The 16,433-nt window shown below is 67.7% G+C and carries 15 protein-coding genes; 8 read left to right on the top strand and 7 right to left on the bottom strand.

Annotated features, from left to right (window positions below):
• The gene (gene rimO / locus CA237_RS02900; RefSeq protein WP_066687684.1) at positions 1-1,332 is read left to right on the top strand and encodes a 30S ribosomal protein S12 methylthiotransferase RimO; all 1,332 of its coding nucleotides are present in this window, start codon (positions 1-3) and stop codon (positions 1,330-1,332) included.
• Positions 1,333-1,477: 145 nt separating this feature from the next.
• Positions 1,478-2,860 carry a leucyl aminopeptidase family protein gene (locus CA237_RS02895; RefSeq protein WP_066687681.1) on the top strand — a complete coding sequence of 461 codons (1,383 nt, stop codon included), beginning with the start codon at positions 1,478-1,480 and terminating at the stop codon, positions 2,858-2,860.
• A 120-nt stretch (positions 2,861-2,980) separates the two neighbouring features.
• Here the strand turns inward: CA237_RS02895 and CA237_RS02890 are convergent, their stop codons facing one another.
• Positions 2,981-4,432: an ATP-binding protein gene (locus CA237_RS02890; RefSeq protein ID WP_066687679.1), complete on the bottom strand. Its 1,452-nt coding sequence runs from the start codon at positions 4,430-4,432 to the stop codon at positions 2,981-2,983.
• A 92-nt stretch (positions 4,433-4,524) separates the two neighbouring features.
• Between CA237_RS02890 and CA237_RS02885 the strand changes: the two genes are divergently transcribed.
• The gene (locus tag CA237_RS02885; RefSeq protein WP_084401254.1) at positions 4,525-4,950 is read left to right on the top strand and encodes a DUF2809 domain-containing protein; all 426 of its coding nucleotides are present in this window, start codon (positions 4,525-4,527) and stop codon (positions 4,948-4,950) included.
• Here the strand turns inward: CA237_RS02885 and CA237_RS02880 are convergent.
• The 3 genes from CA237_RS02880 to CA237_RS02870 are packed head-to-tail and all read right to left on the bottom strand — an operon-like array spanning position 4,875 to position 7,338.
• Positions 4,875-5,201 (bottom strand): 2Fe-2S iron-sulfur cluster-binding protein, encoded by a 327-nt coding sequence (locus CA237_RS02880; protein ID WP_066687677.1) that lies wholly within the window; start codon positions 5,199-5,201, stop codon positions 4,875-4,877. The two genes, CA237_RS02885 and CA237_RS02880, sit on opposite strands and share 76 nt — an antisense overlap.
• Positions 5,198-6,292 (bottom strand): cysteine desulfurase family protein, encoded by a 1,095-nt coding sequence (locus tag CA237_RS02875; RefSeq protein WP_066688102.1) that lies wholly within the window; start codon positions 6,290-6,292, stop codon positions 5,198-5,200. The genes CA237_RS02880 and CA237_RS02875 overlap by 4 nt, the downstream gene beginning before the upstream one ends.
• A complete protein-coding gene (locus CA237_RS02870) occupies positions 6,289-7,338 on the bottom strand; it encodes an aminotransferase class V-fold PLP-dependent enzyme (protein ID WP_126012705.1) in 1,050 nt (349 codons plus the stop codon). Before CA237_RS02870 ends, CA237_RS02875 begins: the two co-directional genes overlap by 4 nt.
• A 41-nt stretch (positions 7,339-7,379) precedes the next feature.
• On the opposite strand from CA237_RS02870, the gene CA237_RS02865 reads away from it, so the two are divergent.
• Entirely contained in the window at positions 7,380-8,036 is a 657-nt protein-coding gene (locus tag CA237_RS02865; protein ID WP_066687669.1) for an alpha/beta hydrolase, read from the top strand.
• Positions 8,037-8,207: 171 nt separating this feature from the next.
• Entirely contained in the window at positions 8,208-8,438 is a 231-nt protein-coding gene (locus CA237_RS02860) for a hypothetical protein (RefSeq protein ID WP_126012702.1), read from the top strand.
• A gap of 3 nt (positions 8,439-8,441) precedes the next feature.
• On the opposite strand, the gene CA237_RS19535 is transcribed toward CA237_RS02860, so the two are convergent.
• Together CA237_RS19535 and CA237_RS02855 are read right to left on the bottom strand one after the other, a co-directional pair.
• Positions 8,442-8,609 carry a hypothetical protein gene (locus CA237_RS19535; RefSeq protein WP_164523814.1) on the bottom strand — a complete coding sequence of 56 codons (168 nt, stop codon included), beginning with the start codon at positions 8,607-8,609 and terminating at the stop codon, positions 8,442-8,444.
• Positions 8,606-9,568, bottom strand: a complete 963-nt coding sequence (locus CA237_RS02855) for a threonine/serine dehydratase (protein WP_066687666.1) — start codon at positions 9,566-9,568, stop codon at positions 8,606-8,608. Before CA237_RS02855 ends, CA237_RS19535 begins: the two co-directional genes overlap by 4 nt.
• Positions 9,569-9,707: 139 nt before the next feature.
• On the opposite strand from CA237_RS02855, the gene CA237_RS02850 reads away from it, so the two are divergent.
• The gene (locus tag CA237_RS02850) at positions 9,708-10,949 is read left to right on the top strand and encodes a type III PLP-dependent enzyme (protein WP_084401221.1); all 1,242 of its coding nucleotides are present in this window, start codon (positions 9,708-9,710) and stop codon (positions 10,947-10,949) included.
• 185 nt (positions 10,950-11,134) lie between these two features.
• Complete coding sequence (locus CA237_RS02845) at positions 11,135-12,187, top strand: deoxyhypusine synthase (RefSeq protein WP_066687661.1); 1,053 nt, start codon at positions 11,135-11,137, stop codon at positions 12,185-12,187.
• 191 nt (positions 12,188-12,378) lie between these two features.
• Here the strand turns inward: CA237_RS02845 and CA237_RS02840 are convergent, their stop codons facing one another.
• Positions 12,379-15,186: a DUF3857 domain-containing protein gene (locus tag CA237_RS02840; RefSeq protein WP_232307831.1), complete on the bottom strand. Its 2,808-nt coding sequence runs from the start codon at positions 15,184-15,186 to the stop codon at positions 12,379-12,381.
• Positions 15,187-15,333: 147 nt separating this feature from the next.
• Here CA237_RS02840 and CA237_RS02835 point away from each other — a divergent pair, with 147 nt between their 5' ends.
• Positions 15,334-16,305, top strand: coding sequence for an alpha/beta hydrolase (locus CA237_RS02835; RefSeq protein WP_066688098.1), 972 nt, complete (start codon positions 15,334-15,336; stop codon positions 16,303-16,305).
• The last annotated feature ends 128 nt before the right edge of the window (positions 16,306-16,433 follow it).

Here is a 16,433-nt window from a genome sequence, read left to right as displayed (position 1 = left end):
ATGGCAACTCGTCTTCCTTCGCCCCCCCGTGTCGGGATGGTTTCGCTCGGCTGTCCCAAGAACCTGGTCGACAGCGAACGCATCCTGACCAAGCTGCGCAGCGACGGCTATCAGATGTCGCCCGACTATGCCGGCGCCGACGTCGTGCTCGTCAACACCTGCGGCTTCCTCGATTCCGCCAAGGAAGAGTCGCTCGAAGCGATCGGTGAGGCGATCGCCGAAAATGGCCGCGTCATCGTCACCGGCTGCATGGGGCAGGAGGCGGAGACGATCCGCGCCCGCTTCCCGCAGGTGCTGGCCGTCACCGGCGCGCATCAATATGAGCAGGTCGTCGACGCCGTCCACGAGGCCGCGCCACCAATCCCGTCTCCCTTCGTCGATCTGGTCCCCGAAAGCGGGCTGAAGCTGACGCCGCGCCACTACAGCTATCTGAAGATCTCGGAGGGCTGCAACCACCGCTGTTCCTTCTGCATCATCCCGTCGATCCGCGGCGATCTGGTCAGCCGCCGCCCCGACGCGATTCTGCGCGAGGCGGAAAAGCTCGTCGCCGCCGGCACGAAGGAACTGCTGGTCATCAGCCAGGACACCTCGGCCTACGGCATCGACATCCGCCGCGAACCGCGTGCGTGGAAGGGGCGCGAGGTCGTGCCGCACATGACCGACCTCGCCCGCGAACTGGGCCGGATCGCGCCTTGGGTCCGGCTGCACTATGTCTATCCCTACCCCCACGTCGACAGCGTGATCCCGCTGATGGCCGAAGGACTGGTGCTCCCCTATCTCGACATTCCTTTCCAGCACGCCTCGCCGTCGGTGCTGAAGGCAATGAAGCGCCCGGCCAACGATGCCAAGGTGCTGGAGCGCCTGCGCGGCTGGCGTGAGGTCTGTCCGGACATCGCAATCCGTTCGTCGTTCGTCGTCGGCTTCCCCGGCGAGACCGAGGCCGATTTCCAGTACCTTCTCGACTGGCTGGACGAAGCGCAGCTCGACCGCGTCGGCGCTTTCCGCTTCGAGCCCGTCGAGGGCGCCGCCGCCAACGCGCTGCCCGATCCGGTGCCGGAAGAGGTCAAGGAAGAGCGCTACGCCCGGATCATGGAAAAGACCGCCGCGATCTCGGCCGCCAAGCTCGCCGCCAAGATCGGCCGCACGATAGACGTCATCATCGACGAGGTCGGCGAAGAGGGCGGCGCCACCGGTCGCAGCACCGCCGATGCACCCGGCATTGACGGCGAGGTGTTCCTGCGCGACGCCGGCCATCTGGCCCAGGGCGATATCATCAAGGTCGAGGTCGAGGACGCCGACGAACACGACCTGTACGGCGTACCGCTGACCTGAGATCCTCCCCGCTTCGCGGGGAGGGGGACCAGCCGCAGGCTGGTGGAGGGGCGTGTCCGCGCACGGAACCGTAGCGTTGCGAGCTGATCCCTCCCCGTGCCGGGGAGGATTGCGCTGATCCATGGGTCGGTCCTACATCCCACCCATGACACCGACGATCACCGCCGACCGGGGGCAGGAAGCCCGCACCATTCACCTGATCGACCCCGCCGGCTTCGACACCTGGCGTGGCGCACAACCGCCCCGCATCCGCGCCGCCGTCGCTGCCCAGCGCCTGACCCCGAAACCCGGCAAGACCGCCACCCTGCCCGGCGAACAGCCCGACGACTGGTCGGTCGTCACCATCGTCGCCGATACCACGACGCTCACCCCCTGGTGCCTCGCGCACCTTCCCGCCCAGCTTCCCCCCGACCACTACCGGCTCGCCAGCGGCACGCCCGGCGCGGCGAAGCTCGGCTGGGCCACCGCCCAATATCGCTTCACCCGGTACAGGAAGGCGGAGGATGACGCCCCCCGCATCCTGCTGTCGCGCGATCCGGCGCAAATCGACGAAGCGCTGCGACAGGCGGCGGCGACCGCCCGCGTCCGCGATCTGGTCAACACCGCCGCCGCCGATCTCGGCCCGGCCGAACTCGCTGCCGAGGCGAAAGCGCTCGGCGAAGCGCATGGCGCTACCGTCACGATCACCGCCGGTCGCGACCTCGAAACCGGCTATCCGATGATCCACGCGGTCGGAAAGGCCGCCGCAAAGGGCCGCGAACCGCGCCTGATCGAACTCACCTGGGGCAACCCGGCCCACCCGAAGGTCGCGCTGGTCGGCAAGGGCGTATGCTTCGACAGCGGAGGCCTCGACATCAAGCCATCGTCCGGCATGCGGCTGATGAAGAAGGACATGGGCGGCGCGGCACACGCGCTGGCGCTGGCCGGACTGGTGATGGAAACCCACCTGCCTGTCCGGCTCCACCTGCTCATTCCGGCGGTCGAGAACAGCGTCTCGGGCGACGCCTTCCGCCCCGGCGACGTGCTGAACAGCCGCAAGGGGCTGACGGTCGAGAATACCAATACCGATGCGGAGGGGCGCCTCATCCTCGGCGACGCGCTGACCCGTGCGTGCGAGGGAGCACCCGAACTGCTGATCGACTTCGCGACGCTGACCGGCGCGGCGCGCGTCGCGCTGGGGCCGGACCTGCCCGCGACCTTCGTCAATGACGAAGCGCTAGCCGCCGACCTGATCGCCGCCGGCACCGCCGAAGCCGACCCGCTGTGGCAGATGCCGCTCTGGGACGCCTATGACGACCTGCTCAAGTCCGACATCGCCGACATGGTCAACGCACCCGACGGCGGCATGGCCGGCGCGGTAACCGCCGCGCTGTTTCTGCGGCGCTTCGTCACGCCCGGCACGGCTTGGGCGCATCTCGACACCTTCGCCTGGCGCGCCGCCGCCAAACCGGGCCGGGCCAACGGCGGTGAAGCATATGGCCTACGCGCGGCGTGGCGATTGCTGAAGGACCGGTACGGGCAACGCTAGGACCGGACCATCCCTCTCGCTCCAAACGTCATCCCAGCGCAGGCTGGGATCTCCCGGTGATAACGCGGGACAGGAACCGCGGGAGACCCCAGCCTGCGCTGGGGTGACGTTTCGTCTCGACTACGCCGCCTCCGCCGCCTCCGTCGTCCACCCCAGATGCGGCAGCGCGATCGAGCGTTTCCCCGCCAGATCGATCCGGCACACCATCAGGTCGCGCCCCTCGATATAGGCCAGCATCCGCTTCACCCGGCCGAGCGAGCTGGTGCCATAGGTCCGCGCGATCTCCGCTTCGCTCGGGCACGGCCGCCCTTCCCGCGCCGCCCGCGCAATCAGCATGAACGCGCCGAGCATGTCGTCGGGCAGCACGTCCGCGATCGCCAGCGCCTGCGCCCATTCCTCGTCCGGTGCGTCATAAATCCCGGCGCGCGCACAGGCCAGCCGCCGCGTGAAAGCGGGCAGGTCGAGCGGCGGTCGCGGCAGGCCAACCATGCGGCAGCGCACGTCGAAATCCTGATACAGCACCGCCGCCGCGCGCTGCTGATCGCCCTCGTCCTCCACCAGCGCGCGCAGCACGTCTGCGACGATACCGTCGGTCTCGTCCGCGCTGCGTTCGGGCAGGTCGGGCGCGACGCTGGGCCGGGGAGGAGCGGCAATCGCCGCCTCCACCGCCTCGGGCGGCGCGACATGGCGGATCGGCGGTCCCAGTGGCAACATCGCCTCGACCGGGGCCAGCAACAGGTTCTTGATGTCCGCCACCGGTGCGGTCGGCAGCGGGGTCAGCTTGGGGCTGCCGCTGCGCGCCGAGGTCTGCACCGGCCCGATCTTGATCGACAACGGCCGCCGCGACACCGCCGGCCCGAGCGCGAGGAAATGGCCGCGCTGCAGGTCACGAATCGCTTCGGCCTGCCGCCGCTCCATGCCCAGCAGGTCGGCGGCACGCGCCATGTCGATGTCGAGGAAGGTCCGCCCCATCAGGAAGTTCGACGCTTCGGCTGCAACGTTCTTGGCAAGCTTCGCCAGACGCTGCGTCGCGATCACACCGGCCAGGCCGCGCTTGCGCCCGCGACACATCAGGTTGGTCATCGCCGACAGCGACGCGCGTCGCACCTCCTCAACCACCTCGCCGCCGCCCGCCGGCGCGAACAACTGCGCCTCGTCGACCACGACCAGCGCCGGATACCAATGCTCGCGCGGCGCATCGAACAGCGCGTTCAGGAACGCGGCGGCGCACTTCATCTGCCCTTCGGCCTCGAGGCCTTCGAGGCTCAGCACCACCGACGCCCGATGTTCCCGCGCGCGCGTCGCGAATTTGGCGACCTCGCGCTCGCTATGGTCCGCCGCCTCGATCACGACATGGCCGTAGGCGCCGGCCAGCGTCACGAAATCACCTTCGGGATCGATCACCACCTGCTGCACATGGCCGGCGCTGCGTTCGAGCAGCCGGCGCAACAGGTGCGACTTTCCCGACCCCGAATTGCCCTGCACCAGCAGCCGGGTGGCCAGTAATTCTTCCAGATCAAGGGGAACGGTCTTGCCCGCCGGGTCCGTCCCCATATCGACGTTCACGGTCATCGCGGGTCTTTAGGCGGTCGCGGCGTGTCGGGGCAAGCGGTTGCATCGCCATCCGTCGCACGCCATGGTGCGGGCGGGTTCGGGGAGAGATGATGCGCTTCGACACACGCTATGCCGCGCTGACGCTGGCCCTGCTGCTGACCGAAATCGCCATCGCGCTGTTCGTCCGCGACGCGATCATCCGCCCCTATGTCGGCGATGCGCTGGCGGTGGTGCTGGTCTATGCCGGGCTGCGCACGGTCACGCGCCTGCGCGTCGTCCCTGCCACCACGCTGGCGCTGCTGATCGCCTTCGTCATCGAGTTCGCGCAATATTTCCGCCTGCTCGACCAACTCGGCCTGTCAGGCAATCGCTGGGCGCGGATCATCCTGGGCAGCGGATTCGACCCGCAGGATTTCGTCGCCTACACCGCCGGTGCGGTCACCGTGCTGCTCGTCGAGCGTTACCGCCGTGCATCGCGCGCTGCCGCCGGCACGCGCACGGTCAACTCGCCCAGCGATTCGTCGAGCACGATCTGACACGCCAGCCGACTGGTCGCGACCGCCCCTTCGGCGAAATCGAGCATATCCTCCTCCTCCTCGCTTGCCGCCGGCAGCCGCGCAAAGTCCACCGGATCGACGATCACATGGCAGGTCGAACACGCCATTTGCCCGCCGCACGTGCCCTCCAACGGCAGGTCATAGGCCTGCGCCAGATCGAGCAGCCGGTCGCCCGCTGCCCCGCGCGCTTCCTCGACCCGGCCATCGGTACGGACGAACCGAACGATCATCGCTGCCCCCGCGCGGCTCGGTCGATCGCCTGCAATGCCCGCACCAAATCCTCCTCCTGCGTATAGCGCCCGAACCCGATCCGGATCGACGACCGCGCCTCGCGTTCGGTAAGGCCCAGCGCGCGCAGCACATGGCTGCTCCGCCCCGACCCGCTTGAGCAGGCCGACCCCGCCGAGAAGGCGATATCGCGGCATTCGCTCATCAATCGCGCGACGTCCAGCCCGTCCATCCGCACGTTCAGATTGCCGTGCCAGCGCGACGCCTCGCTGCCGTTCAACCCCCAGTCCGGCGCCGACAGGATCGTGCGAGCGACGCGCCACAACCGTTCGGCCTGCACCCGGTCCTCCTCCGACAGCAACGTCGCCGCGACTCCGAACCCGACGCACAGCGCGGGGCTAAGCGTACCCGACCGCAAGCCGCCCTCCTGCCCGCCGCCATGCAGGATCGCCGCCGGCTCCATGCCGTCGCGCACCCACAACCCGCCGACGCCCGTTGGGCCATAGACCTTGTGCCCCGACACCGCGATCAGGTCGCAGGCATCAACCGGCACGTCGACCCGCCCCAATCCCTGCACCGCGTCGCAAAACATGACTGCCCCGGCCGCGCGTGCCAGTTCGCGCAGCCAAGCGACCGGCTGCACCACGCCGATCTCGTTGTTGACCAGCATCGCCGCGACAATCGCGGTTCGCCCGTCGATCGCAGCGACGGCGGCGTCGCGATCGACTAGCCCGTCCCGCCCGACCGGCAGCACGACGACCTCCGCCCCCAGCGCCGCTACGGTATCGAGCACGCAGGCATGCTCGGTGGAAATCGTCACCACCTTCGGCCGCTCGGCCCCGACGCGCGCAAAGGTGCCGGTGATCGCCCAGTTCGCCGCCTCGGTCGCGCCGCTCGTGAAGAACAACCGTCCACCCGTCACACCCAGCGCCGCCGCCACCTGCCCCCGCGCGACCTCCACCGCCGCCCTGGCGCGCCGCCCCTCACGATGCGGCGAATGGGGGTTGGCATGGTGGTCGCGCAGCCACGGCACCATCGCCTCGAACGCCTCGGGTGCGAGCGGCGTCGTCGCCTGATAATCGAGGTACGTCACGCCAACGCCCTCCACGCCGCCGCGAAGTGCTCGACATCGTGCGCCGTCGTCGTCCAGCCGAAACTGACCCGGATGACCTCGCTCGCCGCCTTGGCGTCGATCCCCATGGCGGTCAGGACATGGCTGGTCTTGAGCGTCCCCGACGAACAGGCGCTTCCCGCGGACACGGCAAACCCGGCGGAATCGAGCCGCATCAGTTGCGCCCCCGCCGATCGCCCCGGCATTCGATAGGCGGCGATGGTCGGGATGCGCGGCGAAGCATCGGCAATGACCTCGCCCCCATGCTCCCGCACCACATCGTCGAGGGTATGGCGCAGTATCGCCGTGCGCTCGAACCACTCGTGCGGCGCCTCCAGCGCGGCGGCAAAGCCCAGCGCACCCGGCACATTCTCCGTACCGCCGCGATAGCCCTGCTCCTGCCCTCCGGTCGGGGTCAGCAACGCAAAGTCCCGCACCAGCAGCGCGCCGATCCCCGGCGGCCCGCCCAGCTTGTGCGCCGACACCACGATCAGGTCGGCGGGTGGCAGCGGCAGCTTGCCCGCACTTTGCGAACAATCCGCAACGAGCACGTCCGCCTTCGCCGCCACGTCCGCGAGCGGTTGGAGCACACCGGTTTCGCTATTGGCGGACTGCACCGCCAAGCGCCGACCCGGCGGCACCTGCGCGGGATCGACCAGCCCATCACCGCCGACACTGATCCGGTCGCTTCCGACCACGCGCAGCACCGCATCATGCTCGACGCTGACAGCGACCGCATCATGACCTTTCAGCGCGATCGCGAGCGCCTCGCTCGCCCCGCTGGTCAGGATAACCTCTCCCTCCCAGCCCAGCGCCTTCGCGATCCGCGCCCGCGCATCCTCCAGCGCCCGCCTCGCCGCGCGCCCCTCGGCATGGGGGCTCGACGGATTGGCCCAGCGCGCCATGCCGTCCGCAACGGCGGCGATGGCTTCGGACCGCATCGGCGTGGTCGCGGCATGGTCGAGATAGATGCGAGTCGTCAAAACACTTCCGTTCCGATTGTCTGCGCCTATATAGCCGCGAACCATCTTCGCGCCATCGCTGCGCCTCCATCACAACAGGACGTCCCATGCCAGAAGTCATCTTCCCCGGTCCCGAAGGTCGACTGGAAGGGCGTTTCGCCCCGGCACCGCGTCCACGTGCGCCCGTTGCGATGATCCTGCACCCGCACCCCTCGTCGGGCGGGACGATGAACAACCGCATCGTGCAGGAACTCTACAAGACGTTCCAGCGCCGCGGCTTCGCGACGCTGCGCTTCAACTTCCGCGGCGTGGGCAAGAGCCAGGGGACGTTCGACAACGGCGTCGGCGAGCTGTCGGACGCCGCTTCGGCACTCGACTGGGTGCAAAGCTTCCACCCGGAAGCGCAGACGACGTGGATCGCGGGGGTCAGCTTCGGGGCATGGATCGGCATGCAGCTGCTGATGCGCCGCCCGGAAATTCGCGGCTTCATCTCGATCGCGCCGCCGGCGAACATGTACGACTTCACCTTCCTCGCGCCCTGCCCGTCGTCGGGTATCATCATCCAGGGCGACGCGGACGAGGTCGTAACGCCCGCCGCCACGCAGAAGCTGGTCGACAAGCTGCGCACGCAGCGCCACATCACGATTCACCACGACGTGATCCCAGGCGCCAACCACTTCTTCCAGAACGAAATGCCCGAACTGATGGGCAGCGTGGACAAGTATCTGGACATGCGCCTGGACCCGAACTCGCCGATTAAGTGAGACTCGGCGCAGCGGATTGGCGTTGCTAATCCGCGCCCGGCGGCGAGCCCGGCCGGCGGCGCACCAGGCGCCGACCGACGACGCGGCTTCGCCGCGTGGCCATATCCTGCTTGCCATATTCATTCACAACCATAGGGTGTCAGCAACACTCCGTTACAGGACGACCGGACCATGCTGACCTCCCTGCTGCTCGCCGCCGCCATGCAAGCCGCCCCTACACCTTCCCTCTCTCCGGCAACGGAAAAGCCGATCTGCCGCCGGGAAATCCCGATGGGATCGAACATGATGCGCAAGGTCTGTCACACCCGCGCGGAATGGGCACGGATCGACGGCGAGAATGCCAGCGCCAGCGGACAGGCGCTTCGCCAGCGGGTCAACCGGCCAGGTAGCAACAGCAACTGAGCGCTAGACGGTCCAGATCGCGACATTCCCGATCATCACCAAGGCACACACCAGCATCAGCCACCCATTGCGCCGTTCACCCCGCGCAATCATCCGCACGCCGAACACGGCCAGCAGCACCGCGACCAGCATCAGGATTGCCAACAGCGTACCCGCCGGCCCCTGCGTCATGCCGCCAACACCTTGGCATAGGCGGCGGCGTCGACATTACCGCCCGACACCAGCACCAGCGTCCCCGGTACCACCGCCACCCGCTTCGACAGGATCGCCGCCAGCGCCACCGCGCCTCCGGGCTCCACCACGGTGCGCAGATGCCGCATCGCCCAACGCTGCGCCTCCGCGATCTCGCCCTCGCTGACTGCTACCCCGGTCGCCCCGCGTCGCGACAGCACGTCGAACGTCCGCTCCGCCACCCGCATCGTCTGAAGCGCGTCGCAGGCGGTCGGCGGCGGCGCCTCGCCTACCGGCTCGATCCACCCGGCCTCCAGACTGCGCCGCATATCGTCCCAGCCCTCCGGCTCGACCGTCACCATCTCGGCATCGGGCAGCGCCAGCGCGATCCCGGCCGCCAGCCCGCCACCGCCACACGGCACGACGACCCGCGCGGGCGCCGGTAACCCCGCCGCCGCCATCTGCGCCGCCGCCTCGATCCCGGCCGATCCCTGCCCCTCGATCACCCAGGCATCGTCGAAGCTCGGCACCAGGGTCGCGCCACGCGCGTGGGCCAGATGCGCCGCAATCTTCTCGCGGCTCTCGGTCACCCGGTCATAGCGGACGACTTCCGCCCCCAGCGCCATCGTCGCCGCCAGCTTCGCCTGCGGCGCATCCGCCGGCATCACGATCGTCGCCGCAATGCTAAGCCGCTTCGCCGCCCAGGCGACGCCCTGCGCATGATTGCCCGATGAGAAGGCAACGACGCCGCGCGAGCGCGATTCGTCGCATAATGCGGTCAACCGATGCCATGCCCCGCGCAGTTTGAACGAGCCGACCGGCTGTAACGCCTCCATCTTGAAAGCGACAGCCAAGCCATTGATTTCCCTCACCATCAGCGGCGATGGCGGCAGGATTTCCGCGATCTTAGCCGCCGCATCGCGGACGCCGGCACGAGTGGGTTGTCGCATAATCGTCATAAAATGCACTTTCTGCCGCACAGACACTTTACATCAAGGTTTGCGGGTCATAGATCGCGCCTCCGCTGCCCCATGGGACTTCCAACCGCAAGGCAGCTTTTGTCACCGTATGCCGAAAGGCAATTGGAGGTCCCTTGAATTGGCCAAGCACCATAGCGCGCTGGGGCTAGCTGCCCCCTTTATCGCCCGTGACTCCTCGTTCGAGCGCGGGATCGACATTGCAGAGCGCCGACCCGTCGAACCGGTCACGCTCGTTCGCCCGCACGCCGCCGCGCGCGCAGCCCGATTCTTCGTCGAGAAGTTTCCGGGCCGCTCGATGTATGCGGTGAAGGCGAATCCGTCGCCCGACCTGCTCGGTGTCCTGTGGGACAACGGCATCGTCCACTATGACACCGCGTCGATCGGCGAGGTCCGTCTGGTGAAGGCGACGCTGCCGGACGCGACCTGCCACTTCATGCACCCGATCAAGGCGCCGGAAGCGATTGCCGAAGCCTATTTCGAGCATGGCGTGCGCACCTTCTCGCTCGACAGCATGGACGAGCTGCACAAGATCGTCGCCGCCACCGATGGCGCGACCGACCTGACGCTGTGCGTCCGGATGCGCGTGTCGTCCGAATATGCCAAGCTCTCGCTCGGATCGAAGTTCGGCGTGGCGCAGGGTGAGGCGAAGGACCTGCTGATCGCGACCCGCCAGGTCGCCGATGCGCTGGGCATCTGCTTCCATGTCGGCAGCCAGACCATGTCGCCCGACGCCTATGCCAATGCGATGGAGCGCGTCCGCGCCGCCATCGTCGAAGCGGGCGTCACCGTCGACGTGATCGATGTCGGTGGCGGCTTCCCGTCGCGCTATCCGGGCATGACCCCGCCGCCGCTGGAGCGTTTCTTCGAAACGATCCACCGCGCGTTCGAAAGCCTGCCGATCAGCTATTCGGCCGAACTCTGGGCCGAACCCGGCCGCGCGCTGTGCGCCGAATATGCGTCGGTCGTCGTCCGGGTCGAACATCGCCGGGGAGCCGAACTGTTCATCAACGACGGCGCCTATGGCTCGCTGTTCGATGCGGCACATATCGGCTGGAAATATCCGGTACAGCTGCTGCGGCAGCCGGAATCGGACGCCCGCGATATGGACTTCAGCTTCTGGGGTCCGACCTGCGACGATATCGACCAGATGCAGGGTCCGTTCCCGCTTCCGGCCGATACCCGCAGCGGCGATTATTTCGAGATCGGCATGCTCGGCGCCTATGGATCGGCCATGCGCACCGCGTTCAACGGCTTCGGCAATGGCGAAACCGTGCTGACCGACGACGAACCGATGGAGTCGATGTATATCGAACTCGATCCCGTTCCGGCGTTCGTGTCGAACAACGTCGTCAAGCTGTAACCAGCCGCTACTAACCAACCACCTCCCCCCTACCCGCACCTTGCGGGAGGGGCCGGGGGTGGGCTTTGCATGGCTTTGCCGCTATGCGACCGCCATCGGCTCCTCCCGCGTTTGTGGGCAGGAGGCCAAACCGGGTTTCCGCGTCCCCATAACGACGACGGCTTATCGATGATGATGGGACCATCATGACCGACACGACGATCAACGACACCCGCAAGGCCGAACTGCTTTCGACCACCGTCGAGCATGTCGACATCACCAAGTTCGACGCCCGCCCGATCATCGACGCCATGGGCAAGATGAGCTTCACCAGCCGCGACCTCGCGCGCGCCACCCGCATCTACAACCAGATGCTGGAGGACAAGGACTGCTCGATCTTCCTCGTGATCGCAGGCTCCACCTCGGCCGGCGGCTGCATGGACCTGTACGCCGAACTGCTGCGCTCGAACATGATCGATGGCGTCGTCGCGACCGGCGCGTCGATTGTCGACATGGATTTCTTCGAAGGGCTGGGCCACAAGCATTATCAGGCGCTGGAAATCCCCGACGACAACACGCTGCGTTCGCTCTACATCGACCGCATCTACGACACCTATATCGACGAAGAGCAGCTGCAGGATTGCGACCACACGATCGGCAAGATCGCCGACTCGCTGGAACCGAAGGCCTATTCGTCGCGCGCCTTTATCCGCGAAATGGGCAAGTATCTGTCGGAGCATGGCAAGAAGGAAAACAGCCTCGTCAAGCTCGCCTATGAGCATGACGTGCCGATCTTCTGCCCGGCCTTCGTGGACAGCTCGGCCGGCTTCGGTCTGGTCAAGCACCAGGTCGACCGTGCGAAGGAAGGCAAGCCGTACATGGTGCTCGACGCCATCGCCGACTTCCGCGAACTGACCGACATCAAGATTAAGGCGGGCACCACTGGCCTGCTGATGATCGGCGGCGGCGTACCGAAGAACTTCATCCAGGACACCGTCGTCTGCGCCGAAATCCTCGGTCACGACGATGTCGAGATGCACAAATACGCCGTGCAGATCACCGTCGCCGACGTGCGTGACGGCGCCTGCTCGTCGTCGACGCTCAAGGAAGCGGCCAGCTGGGGCAAGGTCGACACCGCGCTCGAACAGATGGTCTTTGCCGAAGCCGGATCGGTCATGCCGCTCCTCGCCTCGGACGCGTATCATCGCGGCGCGTGGAAGACCCGCGCGAAGCGCGCCTTCGGCAAGATGTTCGACTGATCCGTCGGCAAATCGCCGAAATCGAGAACGGCGAGGGAGCAATCCCTCGCCGTTTTTGTTTGCGCGCCGCAAAGGCGACCGACATGCATGTCATTCCACGAGCGCGGCAGAGCGCGACGTCGGCCCTATACCCGTCACCCCGGGCTTGACCCGGGGTGACGAGGGCGATCGCTGGATCACGCGCTCGCCCCCTACATCTTGAACCCGTACCGCGCATATTGCCGGTCGATCGTCGGGTTCATCCGCCGCGCCAGCGCCAGCTCGCCCGCCGCCTCGCCGTCGCGCTGCATCGCCTTCAGCACGGCGGCACGGACATAGCGGCTGGCCGCCATGTCCGGATTGGCCGCTAGCACGGTATCGAGATCGGCGAGCGCTTCCGGGTAGCGGCCCATCCGGTACCAGACCAACGCCCGGCTATCGAGCGCGGCCAGCGTATCGTCGCTCAGCTCGATCGCCTTCGTGCAGTCCTTCAGCGCGGTATCGAGCATGATGTTGCGCGTGCCCTTGGTCCAGCAGCGCCCGTTCAGCAGCGTCGGCGACCCCGGCTTCTCGGCGATCAGCGTATCGTAAAAGGCAACCGCCTCCTGGGGATTACCGAACTCACCCAACACGCTCGCCTTCATCTGCCGGAGAAACGGCCGCGACTCACCACCCAGCGCTATGCGTTCGTCGAGCAGCGCGACGGCACCCCTCAAATCCCCGGTTTCAGCACGGGTCTGCGCCACCTGCGCGATCGCGCCATTCGCCGCGGGATCCAGCGCGCGCGCCCGTTCGGCATCGGCCAGCGCCTTGGTCGGATCGCCCAGGTTGAACTGGGCATAAGACCGCTGGAGATACAGGTCGACTGATGGCTCCTTGGCGATCACCTTGTCCAGATCGGCCAGCGCGGCCCGGTAGTTACCGATGCCGGACTCGAACGCCGCCCGACTCTGATAGCCGCTCATTTCCTCGGGATCAGCGGCGATCGCCTTGCCGAAGATTGCGCGGATCGCCTGCACCTGGCTCGACTTCGCCAGCGTCGCGTCGTCCAGCGTCCAGCGCCGCGGCGTATCGACCGGCGCGACGACGCGCGGGATATTGGCCTTCGCCGTCGCCACCGCATCGCGCTCGACGGCGATCCGCGCCGCCGGGACTTCGGTGCCCGCCGCATCGAAGCGCTCGTCCATGGTCATCGTCCCGCCCGACAGGCGCGTGGTCCGCTTCACCACATAGCCTGCGAGCCGCTGATCGGCATCGGGCGCCCCTTCCAGCGTGAAGCCGCGCCCGCCATCGGGCAGCTTCACCTTCACATGCCGTTCCACGCCGAAAGGCGGCGGTGCGGCGACCGGGATGCTGCTCCAGTCGGGGCGGCTACGGTCGGGCGTAAAGTTGAGCTCGCCCAGCGCACCGCCGAGCGACCGCTTGCGCCGCCGGTCCTCGACGCTCCAGCTGGTGTTGACCACCCCCTTCGCCCGAACCACGACATCGCCACTCGCCGAATCGGGGGTGATCGTACCCTCGGCAAACTGCCCCTCTCCGACCGCCTGTTGCAGGATGGTCGAGATCAGCTCATGCTGTTCCTTCGGCCCGACCTGACTCTTGGCCGCCCGCAGCTGGGCCGCCATCTGGCCATGCGTCACCATCGTCACCTCGACCGGGCTGGGCAGGTCGACCGCGCCGCTTTCGTCGGCGTCGATCGTCACGCTGGCGATCGGGCGGGCATTGGGATGCGTCTCGATCCGCATCGGCGTGGCACCTGCGGCGCGGATCGGCAGGACATAACCGACGCCGGGCGTATCGCGAATGTCCGGCAGCCGCGCATTGCTGCCGGTCCCGTCGAGCCACAGCACCTCGCCACCGATCGTTGCCCGGACGAACACGTGGTTGAACGCCGCGGCGCTGGGCAACCGCTCGGGCACCGCATCGCCCAGCCCGACATTGGCGACGACCGGCTCCGCCTCGATCCCCATCGCGTGCAGCATCGCCAGCAGCATCAGCGTCTTGGCCTTGCAATCGCCGTAGCGGACTTCCCACGTCTTTGCAGGGGCTTGGGGCAGATAGTTGCCACCATCCATCCCGACCGCGAGATAGCGGATCTTGCCCTGCACCAGCTCCAGCGCGCGCTGCGCCCGGCCGAGCGGCGTCGCCTCCGCCTTCTCGATCGCCGCGACCTCGTTCGCCAGCGCGCTACCCGGCGCGATCAGGCCGTCGGTCTTGTACAGCGGGGCGAACGTCCGCGACACATCGGTCCAGTCGGCAAAGCTCGCCACCTCGATCAGCGGCGGATGGCGATAGCGCGCCGGCGCGTCCTCCGGCATGTCCTTGGGCTTGGCGAGCGGCAGCGCGAAGCTCAGTTCGGTCGTGTCGCCCTTGCGCACCGGCGTCGCCGTCACGCCATCGGCCAGCAGCTTGTATTTCGGCGCGCTGTCGTTCGACCACAGATAGCGCACCCGCCCGGCCCCGATGCGCAGCGGCAGCGCGGGCAGCGGCACGACGTCCTGTACCCGGCCCCCCAGCGCCGGATCGCGACCGGTGACCGAGAAGCGCAGGTCGAGCAGATCGCCGACCTCCAGCCCCTCGACCGCCAGCGTCGCAGTCAGGATGCCGGTCAGCTCGCGCTGCTCGAGCGCCTGTTCGCGCCGCAACACGGTGAATCTCTGCCCCTTCGCCAGCAGGTCGATCGTCTGGCCGTCACGCAGGATCGTCAGCCCATGAACGATCAGGTCGCCCTTGTCCGGCGCCCAGGGCAGCGTCAGCGTCGCCGCCTGCGACAGCATCTCGGCACTCGCGATCCGGGTGCGCTGATGGACATAGGAGGTCAGCTTGTCGCCCTCGATCCGCTTCTGGAAATCGAGCAGCACCAGCGGCGGCAGTTCATCCACCGGCCCCGCGGGCAAGGCCGGCGCCGCGCTGACCCAGGCGGGTGCCGATTGATACAGCGGCGTTTCACTGGCCCAGGCAAGCGCCGGCAACCCCGCCGCCGCCAGAGCGACCGCCTTCACCACCACGAAACGCGTCACGCAACTTCCCCCTGTTCATGCCGGCCCCCGCCGACCACCCAAGGTCTATCGCCCCGCCGCCGATTGTCGAGCGCTTTGGCGGGCGCGCGGCTTTTCCTGTGTCGATGGTGCGGTTAGGCTGACGGCAACGAACAGGGAGTGGAGCGGATGATCGACCGGCGGACCATCTTGGGTGCAACCATCGCACTACCGGTGGCGGCAAAGGCAGCGGCCCAGCCCGCCGCACGTCTCACGCCGGGCGGTGAACGCCTCACCCCCTGGCCCCCACGCGAACATTTCCGCCTGTGGCCCGCCCGCGCGCCCGGTGCCCGCACGACCCTGCCGACCTATGCCCCGTCGATGAACGGACGGCCCGAGATGCGCGAGCTATGGCTGCGCGGCGTGGCCGATCCGGTTGTCGGCGTGTTCCGCCCGGCCCGCCCCAACGGCACCGCCGTCCTCTCCATCCCCGGCGGCGGCTATGGCTTCGTCTCGATCGAGAATGAAGGGATCGACGTCGCCAAGGCACTGAACCCCGCCGGCATTACCGTCTTCGCGCTCGCCTATCGCCTGCCGGGCGAAGGCTGGGATGATGCGCAGGACGTGCCGCTGCAGGATGCGCAGCGGGCCATGCGCCTGATCCGCGCGAATGCCGCGCGCTACGGCATCGATCCGGCGAAGCTCGGCATCTGCGGCTTTTCGGCGGGCGGGCATCTCGCCGGATCGCTCACCATCGCCCATGACGACGTGGTCTATCCCCCCATCGACGCCGCCGACCGGCAGTCGGCGCGCCCGGCGTTCAGCGGCCTCGTCTATCCGGTCACCAATATCGCGGCGATGGACCGTCGCGGCTCCGGTCGACCCGAAGGCCCGATGGCGGTCTATCGCCATTACAACATCCCGGCACGGGTCACCGCACAGACCCCGCCGGTCTTCCTCGCCCATTCGGTCGACGACCCCGTCGTCCCGCTCGACCAGTCGCTCGAAATGCTCGCCGCCTGCCGCCGGGCCAAGGTCCCGGTCGAGGCGCATTTGTTCGAACGGGGCGGCCATGGCTGGGGGGCGCTGCATGCGCCGGTCGACAGCCCGCAACGCGTCTGGACCGACCTGTTCCGCCGCTGGATCGGCCAGCACGTTTAATCCTGCATTCCCCAAGTGGCGTGTCGTTTGAGGTGAAGATCGCCTGTATCCGAGCGCTAGACAAGGATTTTCTGCCGCAAGCGGCACCTGCGGTCGCGCAGACTGCTGGGTCTGGACGGATCAGACCG

This window comes from Sphingomonas sp. ABOLH, assembly GCF_003951715.1.
Classification (GTDB): domain Bacteria; phylum Pseudomonadota; class Alphaproteobacteria; order Sphingomonadales; family Sphingomonadaceae; genus Sphingomonas; species Sphingomonas hankookensis_A.
This window is presented reverse-complemented; position numbering and strand designations above follow the sequence as displayed.

Bases quoted from the DNA above. Each gene is read 5' to 3' on its own strand.
- CA237_RS19535 (WP_164523814.1), bottom strand. From the start codon at position 8,609: ATGACGCAGGGGCCGGCGGGTACGCTGTTGGCAATCCTGATGCTGGTC.
- CA237_RS02845 (WP_066687661.1), top strand. From the start codon at position 11,135: ATGACCGACACGACGATCAACGACACCCGCAAGGCCGAACTGCTTTCG.
- CA237_RS02865 (WP_066687669.1), top strand. From the start codon at position 7,380: ATGCCAGAAGTCATCTTCCCCGGTCCCGAAGGTCGACTGGAAGGGCGT.
- rimO (WP_066687684.1), top strand. From the start codon at position 1: ATGGCAACTCGTCTTCCTTCGCCCCCCCGTGTCGGGATGGTTTCGCTC.
- CA237_RS02835 (WP_066688098.1), top strand. From the start codon at position 15,334: ATGATCGACCGGCGGACCATCTTGGGTGCAACCATCGCACTACCGGTG.
- CA237_RS02885 (WP_084401254.1), top strand. From the start codon at position 4,525: ATGCGCTTCGACACACGCTATGCCGCGCTGACGCTGGCCCTGCTGCTG.
- CA237_RS02880 (WP_066687677.1), bottom strand. From the start codon at position 5,201: ATGATCGTTCGGTTCGTCCGTACCGATGGCCGGGTCGAGGAAGCGCGC.
- CA237_RS02855 (WP_066687666.1), bottom strand. From the start codon at position 9,568: ATGACGATTATGCGACAACCCACTCGTGCCGGCGTCCGCGATGCGGCG.
- CA237_RS02895 (WP_066687681.1), top strand. From the start codon at position 1,478: ATGACACCGACGATCACCGCCGACCGGGGGCAGGAAGCCCGCACCATT.
- CA237_RS02870 (WP_126012705.1), bottom strand. From the start codon at position 7,338: ATGGTTCGCGGCTATATAGGCGCAGACAATCGGAACGGAAGTGTTTTG.
- CA237_RS02860 (WP_126012702.1), top strand. From the start codon at position 8,208: ATGCTGACCTCCCTGCTGCTCGCCGCCGCCATGCAAGCCGCCCCTACA.
- CA237_RS02890 (WP_066687679.1), bottom strand. From the start codon at position 4,432: ATGACCGTGAACGTCGATATGGGGACGGACCCGGCGGGCAAGACCGTT.